General features: G+C 49.7%; 7 protein-coding genes and 1 tRNA gene. All 8 read right to left on the bottom strand.

Translation table 11 applies throughout. The features are described 5' to 3' along the window. The coding region (locus ACEW8P_RS24705; RefSeq protein ID WP_373515731.1) for a cytochrome c oxidase subunit II at positions 1-911 on the bottom strand (911 nt) is incomplete at its 3' end. Positions 912-932: 21 nt separating this feature from the next. Then, a complete protein-coding gene (locus ACEW8P_RS24710; protein WP_373515732.1) occupies positions 933-2,240 on the bottom strand; it encodes a quinol:cytochrome C oxidoreductase in 1,308 nt (435 codons plus the stop codon). Between the two features lie 160 nt (positions 2,241-2,400). Beyond that, positions 2,401-2,991, bottom strand: a complete 591-nt coding sequence (locus tag ACEW8P_RS24715; RefSeq protein ID WP_373515737.1) for a cytochrome c — start codon at positions 2,989-2,991, stop codon at positions 2,401-2,403. A gap of 11 nt (positions 2,992-3,002) precedes the next feature. Then, on the bottom strand, positions 3,003-3,533 hold the full coding sequence (locus ACEW8P_RS24720) for a DUF3341 domain-containing protein (protein WP_373515733.1): 531 nt from the start codon (positions 3,531-3,533) through the stop codon (positions 3,003-3,005). 19 nt (positions 3,534-3,552) lie between these two features. Then, positions 3,553-4,980 carry an NrfD/PsrC family molybdoenzyme membrane anchor subunit gene (gene nrfD / locus ACEW8P_RS24725; protein WP_373515734.1) on the bottom strand — a complete coding sequence of 476 codons (1,428 nt, stop codon included), beginning with the start codon at positions 4,978-4,980 and terminating at the stop codon, positions 3,553-3,555. A 45-nt stretch (positions 4,981-5,025) separates the two neighbouring features. Beyond that, positions 5,026-8,121 (bottom strand): TAT-variant-translocated molybdopterin oxidoreductase, encoded by a 3,096-nt coding sequence (locus ACEW8P_RS24730; RefSeq protein WP_373515735.1) that lies wholly within the window; start codon positions 8,119-8,121, stop codon positions 5,026-5,028. 76 nt (positions 8,122-8,197) lie between these two features. Next, positions 8,198-9,409, bottom strand: a complete 1,212-nt coding sequence (locus ACEW8P_RS24735) for a c-type cytochrome (RefSeq protein WP_373515736.1) — start codon at positions 9,407-9,409, stop codon at positions 8,198-8,200. 294 nt (positions 9,410-9,703) lie between these two features. Next, positions 9,704-9,774, bottom strand: a tRNA-Cys gene (locus tag ACEW8P_RS24740). Positions 9,775-9,851: the final 77 nt, after the last annotated feature.

Raw genomic sequence — 9,851 nt, forward strand, 5'->3', positions numbered from 1 at the left:
ATCAAGCGCAGACGCATACTAAAATGCCCGGTGCCACAAACCTCGGTACAAGCAATTTCGTAGTCGAAGTTAGGATTGTTCAACTCCGCCTTCATTTCTGCCGTTGACTTATCAGCCACAAACCAGAACTTGGTCGGCATACCCGGTACAGCGTCCATCTTGACTCGCATGTGCGGGATGAATACGCTGTGCAATACGTCACGGGCGCGAATTTTCAGGAGAACAGGTTTGTTGATCGGAATGTGCAGTTCACCCGTGCTGATAAAATCGTCAAAAGAGTTTTCGTCCGATAGATCGATTCCCATTTCGTTTTGGGCATCAATCAACTTGTAGTTGTAGTTGCCAAGTTTGTTATTGTCGACGCCAGGATAGCGAATATACCAACCAAACTGCTTACCCATGATCTCGAAAACCTCGGCATCCTTAGGTGCTTCAGACATGATGTCGGACCATGCTCTCCAACCTGTGAAAACAAGTAGAGCCATCACAATGGCGGGTATCACTGTCCAAATCAACTCAAGGCGATGGTTTTCTGGGTAGTAGGTTGCTTTTTTGCCGACTTTGTACTGATATCTCCACGAAAAGTAGAAGAGCAAAACATTGACGAAAATGAAGGGGATCGTCAATATGCCCATCGAGAACCAGAACAAGTCGTCCGTACGGCGACCATGAATAGAGGACGCGATAGGTAGGAAATCCGCCTCGGTGTGCAGGTATGACCAAACAAAAGCAATCATACCCAAAACCATGAACACCAAAAACATAGTGGCATTCCATTTATTTCCTTCTGGGCGAGTGTCACCGTTGGTGCTGGTGGCGTTAACGCCCTTCATTACCTTCTGTAATCGGGAAATGACTAGTACAGTCAGACCCAAAAAAATGACGGCAATTATCGCAATTAGTATTGACATGATCGTAATTTTTTAAACTATTTAGGCGATGTCGTGGTGCAGGGATTCTTCCAACATGGGATGATTCCTTGGAATAAGGTTGGCCTTAGTCAACTGACTAGAAACCGACCAAATGAAGGCGCAGACGAAGATCAGGATAAAACCGAATTCTACTGGGCCGAAACCACCGCTGGCTCCCACCGTACCAGGCATAATGTTCGTGTAAAAATCGAAGTAATGGCCGATCAGGACGCTCCAACATCCCACTTTCAAAATGGAGTGCGTCATCTTCGAGTCCCTAGTCATCAAAACTAGGAAGGGGAAGAAAAAGTTTAGAAAAAGATTGATGAAAAACGGTGCTTGATAGATGCCTCCAAAACCGCTAAATCGTTCACGATAGTAGATGCCTTCCTCGGGAAGGTTGGCGTAGTAAATCAGCAGAAATTGAGCGAACCACACGTAAGTCCAGAATATGCTAAATGCGAAAACAAACTTACCCAGGTCACGCAGGTGGCTGTTGTTGACAGCACGGAGATAACCCATTTCGCGTAGTGTGACGACCGTGAGCGTGATGACAGCCAAACCGCTTACGTGCCAACTTGCCAGGGTGTACCAGCCAAACATCGTGCTAAACCAGTGCGTGTCAATAGACATAACGAAGTCCCAGGCTGAGGTGGAAGAAGTCACACCAAAAAATACGAGAAAAGCAGTTGCATAACGAATAGACTTGAAATAATTTTCTGTACCTCCAATCCGATCTTCTTCTAGAGACAGATTTCGCAATACCCGCCACAGCATGTACCAGCCTACAAAGTAAACCACCATCCGAATCAGGAAGAATGGCGTATTGAGCCATCCTTTCTTACCATTAATGATGGGGTCGTACAGGTCGTTCCCTATGTCGTAAAGCCCTTCGTGTGTCCAGTGGAATATATCGTGGCCGCCGAAAAAGAAAGTGACCAGCATGATGACAAAGGTCACGGGAAGGAAAGCAGGCATAGCTTCGGGAACGCGCTTAAATACCGCTGACCAGCCCGCTTCGGCCAGGTAATTGTAGGACATGAAGAACATGCCTATTACCGAAATACCAGTAAAATATACGGCGTTAACCCAAATGTTGGCCCAGATGCGCGTCATCCAGCTTCCACCGTGCGCGGCGGCTTCACCACCATGTTCGGCGGCACCATGGGCGACCTCAGCGGCTTCATGGCCCGATCCGTTAGCCAAAAGAAAGGCACCGATCAAAACCATGGCGAGTCCGATGCCGCCACCAATCATTAATTTCGTCTTTGCCCCCGCTGTAAATACGAACTCTTCTTCAACGGAGGGGATTGCGTGTACTGATGCCATTCTTATTTAATTGACCGCAGCGGCGGACCGTAATGGATAATTAACAATGAACAATTATTCGATAAGTAGTCAAGAATCTTAGTATTTGAATTTTTGAGTAAATGAAAAACTCAATGCCTAATAACGGCACGGGTCTCCCCGCTAAAATCCAATAACTTAACTACTGCTTTTGCAATTGCTGAACGTAGTGGACAATTTTCCAACGTTCCACGGGATCGATCTGTGAACCGTGAGGCCACATGCGGCCTTTACCGTGGGTAATGACGTGGTAAACGTGGCCGTCGTTCAGTTCGAGTGCTTTGTAGTTAGGAACTCCTTTGTAGACTTTACCAACGGTGCCATCACCCGCACCACCCGCACCATGACAGTGTTGGCAGTATCTTTCGTAAAGTACTTTCCCTTCGCCCAGTGACTTTTCGTCCAAGGGGATCGGATTTGTCAGAGTGCGCTCGGCAATACCAATACTGTCCTTGGGAATATTATACATCATCAAATCAACTTTCGCAGAATCGCCTGAGCCAAATTTTGTATCATAATTGGCGCGGGAGACTGTACCCGCCACCGGAAGGCGCATATTCAGCCCCATAGGATTGAGCGGATTGGCTTCGATCTGACGATAGGGCTCGTAGCCGACTGGGTAGTACATATTCGGGGCGTACTCCACGCCCGTGTCGTTGTAATCGTGTCCGCAGCTACTGGCAAAAATGGCCAGAGCGACAACGGCAACCACATACTTGTATTTAAAACTCATCATCCGCTTCATTAAAATTGTTTGATGTTCACCTCTTCGGCACCCGTGTCCCGCAGTTGCTGTGTGATTTCTGCTTCTGATAAACGATTGCCTTTCAAATCGATGGCCATGACGAATTTGTTGTCGGTCGCGCGAGGATCGAACGAATTTGGATTGACCAAACTGGGCCCCAGACCATTGGTGATAAAGAACACCGTCACCATCCCAAAGGCAGTGAAAAGTACCGTTACCTCGAAGGTGATGGGGATGTAGTTGGGAATAGATATCGGGTCTTTGCCGCCAACGATCATCGGCCAGTCGATGCCCATCGTCCAAATCATTAGGGTCAGACCGCAGATACATCCTGTGACGCCGAAGATGAATGCCGCAATACCGATGCGGGTGCGGGGATGCCCCAGCGCGTCGTCCATGCCGTGAATGGCGAATGGCGAATACACTTCCGAGATTTTGACTCCCGCTTTGCGAAGCGTGGGGACGGCGTGCAGAATCACTTCATCATCGTCATATACACCGACCAAATATTTACCGTGAGGATTAGCCATACTATTGTGGATTTTAAAACTATTGAGCGTCTTTGTTATAATTAGGACTCGCTACGCGTTCCCCTTTGGCCACGCCCGCTACCTTCTTAGGCAGGGTTTCCGACGAAGACCGTAGTACTGATTTTACTTCCGCCATGTTGACTACGGGCAAGAACTTGGAGAACAGCAGAAAGAAGGTAAAGAAAAATCCGAACGAGAAGATATAATCACCAATATCGAACATCGTTGGCGAGAACATAGCCCAACTCGATGGTAGGTAGTCGCGGTGCAACGAAGTGACGATAATCACAAAGCGCTCGAACCACATGCCGATATTCACCAGAATTGCGATGAAAAAAGTCCAGGTGACGCTGCGGCGAATGTACCGTGACCAGAACAGCTGCGGGGTGATGACGTTACAAGTCATCATCGTGAGGTAAGCCCACCAATAAGGTCCCGTAGCGCGGTTGATGAAAGCATAGCTTTCGTATTCCACGCCCGAATACCAGGCAATGAAGAACTCAGTGATGTAAGCCACGCCCACAATTGAGCCCGTTAGCGTGATGACTTTGTTCATCGATTCGATGTGCTCGATCGTGATGTAATCTTCCAGTTTATATACGACCCGCGTAATAAGCATCAGGTTCTGCACCATGGCGAAGCCGGAGAAAATAGCGCCCGCCACGAAGTAAGGAGGGAAAATCGTCGTGTGCCAACCGGGAATTACCGAGGTGGCAAAGTCCATACTTACAATGGTGTGTACCGAAAGTACCAGCGGTGTTGCCAAACCAGCCAGGATCAAGCTAATGTACTCATAGCGCGACCAGGCCTTGGCTGAACCCGTCCAGCCCATTGCTAATGATCCGTATATGAAGCGTGATACTTTACTACGGGCGCGATCACGAATCGTAGCCAGATCAGGAATCAGACCGATGTACCAGAAAACCAGCGAAACCGAAAAGTAAGTACTAATGGCGAAAACGTCCCAAACCAGGGGTGAGTTGAAGTTTACCCACAGCGAGCCAAAGGCATTTGGCAGTGGTAAGGCCCAGTAAGCCATCCACGGACGACCCATGTGCATTAGAATAAATGATGCCGCGCAAAGTACCGCAAAAATGGTCATAGCTTCCGCCGCCCGGTTAATTGACGTCCGCCATTTTTGACGGAAAAGCAAAAGGATAGCCGAAATCAACGTACCAGCATGACCAATACCTACCCACCATACGAAGTTTGTAATGTCCCACGCCCAGCCAACTGTTTTGTTCAAGCCCCAAACGCCCAGTCCTTCCCACCACGTCCAAAAAACGCAGGCGGTACCATAGATGAGAACTACGACTGAAATAATGAAGGCAACCCACCACTCCTTGGTTGGCTTTGCCTCCACGTGGCGGCATATATCTTCCGTTACGTCGGCGTACGTTTTTGCGCCGGTAACCAGCGGCGGTCTTACGGGTGAGGTAACATGCATACGGTTAGAATTTTATAATATTAAATTTCTTATATATTTCGATAATCAAGCGTCGGCCATTCCAGGGGCTTCGGCTTCTTTGTTACGAATTTTCGTCAGATATGAAATCTGCGGGCGTACGTTGATTTCCTCCAGCATATGGAAGGCCCGTCCTTCGCGCTCTACTTCCAGAATCTTGGAAATACGGCTTTCGGAATCGTTCATATCGCCGAAGGTAATCGCGTTGGTAGGGCAGGTCTGCTCGCAGGCCATTTTTATCTCGCCGTCCACAGGACGTCTTCTTTCTTTTTTCGCGTACAGTTTTCCTTCCTGGATTCGCTGCACACACATCGAACACTTTTCGATAACGCCACGCGACCGGACGGTCACTTCGGGATTGATGACCATCTTCCCGAGGTCGTTGTTAAAGTTGTAATCAAAGTCGTCGCTGTCGAAGTACTTGAACCAGTTGAAGCGGCGTACTTTGAAGGGGCAGTTGTTGGAACAGTAACGCGTACCGACGCAACGGTTGTAAGTCATTTGGTTCAGACCTTCGGAACTATGCGTGGTAGCCAATACCGGGCAAACCGTCTCGCAGGGCGCGTTGTTGCAGTGCTGACACATTAGCGGTTGGAAAGTCACTTCCGGATTCTCGGATGCCTCTTCCAGATCATCTAGGCTTTCCGCCGACTTGCTGCTGTAATAGCGGTCGATGCGAATCCAGTGCATTTCGCGGCGGTTGATAACCTCTTGCCGACCCACTATTGCAACGTTGTTTTCTGACTGGCAGCCGACGACGCAAGCTCCGCAACCCGTACAGGAGTTGAGATCGACGATCATACCCCAGGAGTGGTTCTTATATTCGTGGCCGTTCCACAGGGTAATGTCCGTAGCTACTTTCGGGCCTTCGGAAGTTTCGACTTCGGGGACGAAGCGACCCGCCATTACATTCTTCTGGTAATCGCCCAGCACGGCATCCTGCAATACTGACTCACGACCCATCACCGTATCGTGCGTTTGGGTTTGGGCAATATCTCTGGTGCCGCCGCTTTTCGTTAGGGTCACTTCACCCGGACGGAAAGACAGGTAACCGTTGTTAAAGGTAGCCCATGGATAGACGTTCACGCCCACTCCATCAGCTGATTTTCCGGCCTTTTCACGACCATAGCCGATAGCTGCTGCTACCGTTCCTACTGCCTGGCCAGGCTGAATAACGACGGGCAATTCAAGGGCTGTGCCTTTATAATCGATTGAAACCAAATCGCCCTGCTCTACGCCTAACTCAGAGGCGGTTGCTTTGGACAGGCAAGCGTAGTTATCCCAACAAGCTTTCGTTACCGGATCAGGGAATTCCTGAATCCAGGGACTATTGGCAAGATTTCCAGTACCCATGCCCACTTTTTCGTAGAGGACAAGTTCCAGACCTGAGCCATTTGCTTTGTAGGTTTTTGCTATGGCCGTCGCGTCATCGGCGCTGGTAGTCAGCGTCACAGTCGTTGAATTCGCAGTTGGCAGAAGATCCGGCACGGTGGATCCCGAGTTAGCAGCCTTAGGTTCGAGCAGGCCGTCGTGCAGGGCTTTCATCCAGAATTGGTCAAAGCTGCCTGAGACTTGCGAGTACATGTTACTGCGCCAGTAAGATTTTACATACTCATGGTAATCCTCACTCTTACCTGCCCACTTCAAAAGGCTTGATTGTGCTTGGCGGGTATTGTAGATCAGGCTAATGGTTGGCTGAGACAGGCTGTAATAACCTGTACGCGGTTCAGCGTCGCCCCACGATTCGAGGTAGTGTGAAGCGGGACAGATGTACTTAGTCAGCGAAGCGGTCTCGTCAGGCCGAGCGGCGAACGAAATGCTCAGGGGTACTTTAGGTAACGCGGCGGCGATTTCGGCCCCGCGCGGATGGTCGTACACCGGGTTGGCGTCCAGGAACATGACCGCGCCTACACGGCCACCTTTCAATTCGTCGATGAAACCGTTCATGGCTACATCATCACCTTGACGAAGATTATAAGGCGCACCAGAAATAGTGCTACCGTTGCTGCCCAGCATGTTGTTGAGCGAGCGAACCAGATTTTGTACGTTGATGTCGTTAACGCCGCAGACGACCAGAGATTGCCCTTTGGCGGCAATCAAATCAGCAGCGGCTTTGTCAAGATGCGGGACATTGACCGCAGCAGCTGAGACGGAAGTTCCGCCCATTTTGCCCGCCACCTTATTGTAGAGAGCAGCGACGACCAACCCCATTTGCGAAGGCCTTACCCCCGCGCGATAGTCAGCGTTGGAACCCGTCAACGAAAGTTGAGACTCGAATTGATAGTGCCGCGACATTTCCTTCTTACCACCCTTGGCACTGCTCAACTTTCGCGTTTCGACATACTGCTTGGAGAAAGCCATTGGAGCGATCCAGGTACCCAGGAAATCTGCGTCGATGCTGACGATGGTCTTTGCTTTACTGAAATCGTAAGCTGGTACTTTGCCGCCGTTAGCTTTCAAAAGAGCAGAGGCAGAATTAGCGTCGTATTGAATATGGGTCGTAGCGGGGTATTTAGCCACGAAATCGGCAACGACTGCTTTAGTAGAGGGACTGATAATTGTAGAAGATATCAAACGGATAGGCGTACCACCCGCTGCAACTTTTGCCAGTTGCGACATGATTTCTCTATCTACCTGCTCCCAGCTGACCTTGGTGTCCGATCCCTTGGCGGGGCCCTTCAATTTCTCGATGTCGTACAGACTCAACAGCGTTCCGTGAACGCGGGCGCTTATGCCGCTGGCAAAGCTGGAAAGATTATTTGGTTCGAGTTTGATGGGGCGACCTTCGCGGGTCTTGACCAGCACGCTGGCGTAGTCGCCACCTTCGGCGTAGGTAGAGGCGTACCAGTTGGCAATTGTCGGAAATTCGCCTTCGGGCTTATTAAGGTAAGGAACTGCGTACCGAACTGGCGTTTCGCAAGCAGCCAACGATACAGCGGCCATGCCGAAGCCCAAAACTTTCAGGAAATCCCGACGGTGGGTTCCCATGCCGTCCACCAGGCTTTCGTATTCTTTCTCGACGGGAGGGGCAGGGGCAAACTCACTATTGGCATTTTTGACAAAGTCCTTGTCGTTTTTCAACTCTTCCAGACCTTTCCAATACCTCTTATTTGTACGTTCCATAAAACTGTTCTATACGAATCTCTTCTTGGGACCTGACAGTCGGCAGTTATTCAGTACTGACTGTCAATTGTTCATTCTAGTAATGGCACTTGGAGCACTCCAAACCACCGATATCCGCCACTTTGAGGGCATCCTTGCTGCCTTCGTTGTGCACCTGTACGAGCTTGTCGTAATAAGCATTGCCTTTTGCGTTAACCTCAGTTTTGCGGTGACAGTCGATGCACCAGCCCATCGTGAGTGACGATCGTTGCTCTACCACTTCCATGTTTTGTATTTCTCCATGACATTGCTGACATTCCAGTCCGCCTACATTCACGTGCTGGGCGTGGTTGAAATAAGCAAAGTCGGGTAGATTGTGGACGCGCACCCACTCAATGGGTTGATTGTTCTCAATGGCCGCGTAAATCTTCTGAATCTCGGGAGACTCTTTTTTAATCACCCCGTGGCAGTTCATACAAATATTGGCCGAAGGAATATGAGCTGAGCGGCTGCGGTTGGCGCCCGTGTGGCAGTAGTTACAGTCGATCTTGTATTCCCCAGCGTGTAGTTTGTGCGAATAAGCGATGGGTTGCTTGGGTGCGTAACCCTGATGTACCCCCACATTGAATGCCCCGTCGATAAGTGCCTTGGTTACCAAAAGCACAAATACCCAAATCGTCGCCGAGCGAATCGCCGGATTATTAGCCGTTTTAGTTAAAGTACCTTTCAGACGCTCCATGAAGGGAGCCCCTGTCTGAGTAGCCACTGCATCGCCACTCACTGCTTTTGAAAGTAAGGTAACGACGACCAGCAGAACGCCCAGTACCAAGAGCATCACAACCAGCAAGGCCACCAGCACCAGTACGAAGAGATCGGACGGCGCGCCAGATTGCGCCACCACTGCGCCCGCCGCCGCTGGAGCGCCCGCTACCGCTGCAGGAGCCGCGTTGGCTTCTTCGACGTAAGCAAGAATATCTTTGATATCAGTTTCCGACAAGTTTGGGAAACTCGTCATCTGCGCCTGATTATATTGCTTGTACAGCGCTACTGCTTCGGCATCACCCGACGCAATCATCGCCTGCGAGTTCTTGATCCATTTGACGAGCCACGGGAATTCGTGACGCTGCTGCACACCTTTCAGACCGGGACCCACTGATTTTTCAGCGGAGGTATTGTGACAGCTAGCACAATTTTGTTTGAAGATGGTTTCGCCATTGGCTACGTCAGCATCTGCGGCCGGGGCGGGGTCTTGTGCCAGCACAAATAGGGGAAGACAGAAGAGTAGCAGTCCTGCAATAAATCGTTTCATTTTAAAGGGTAATTTTTTCTTATTAGATGTCTTTCTCGCTTCAAAAAGGCTCAAAAAATGGGCCACTCTTGCCGATCAACGCGCAAATCTACTCCACGAATTTTTATCCACAAAAGTATTAAGGCTATATTTTACCTCAATCACTTATTTATATTTTTTCTAAGCTTGAAGGTTTAATTGTACGCCCAAATGGCCCATTTATCAGCTCAGTACAAAAAAATACCATTTGTGCGAGCCAATTGTTTTGACTTTTACAAATGGTATTTTTCCAATTCCTGTAACTTAAAAATGTTGAGGTTCCGAGCGGATTCGAACCGCTGTAGGAGGTTTTGCAGACCTCTGCCTAGCCACTCGGCCACGGAACCGTTTTTGCCGTCCGGTTGCCCGCTTTCGCCCGCTCCCGGACGGCAAATTTAGAAATTAATCGGACTCGGTCCGCTTA

Origin of the sequence: Persicitalea sp. (assembly GCF_041751555.1) — a bacterium.
Lineage (GTDB): Bacteria > Bacteroidota > Bacteroidia > Cytophagales > Spirosomataceae > Persicitalea.

Bases quoted from the DNA above. Each gene is read 5' to 3' on its own strand.
- ACEW8P_RS24735 (WP_373515736.1), bottom strand. From the start codon at position 9,409: ATGAAACGATTTATTGCAGGACTGCTACTCTTCTGTCTTCCCCTATTT.
- ACEW8P_RS24720 (WP_373515733.1), bottom strand. From the start codon at position 3,533: ATGGCTAATCCTCACGGTAAATATTTGGTCGGTGTATATGACGATGAT.
- ACEW8P_RS24730 (WP_373515735.1), bottom strand. From the start codon at position 8,121: ATGGAACGTACAAATAAGAGGTATTGGAAAGGTCTGGAAGAGTTGAAA.
- nrfD (WP_373515734.1), bottom strand. From the start codon at position 4,980: ATGCATGTTACCTCACCCGTAAGACCGCCGCTGGTTACCGGCGCAAAA.
- ACEW8P_RS24710 (WP_373515732.1), bottom strand. From the start codon at position 2,240: ATGGCATCAGTACACGCAATCCCCTCCGTTGAAGAAGAGTTCGTATTT.
- ACEW8P_RS24715 (WP_373515737.1), bottom strand. From the start codon at position 2,991: ATGAGTTTTAAATACAAGTATGTGGTTGCCGTTGTCGCTCTGGCCATT.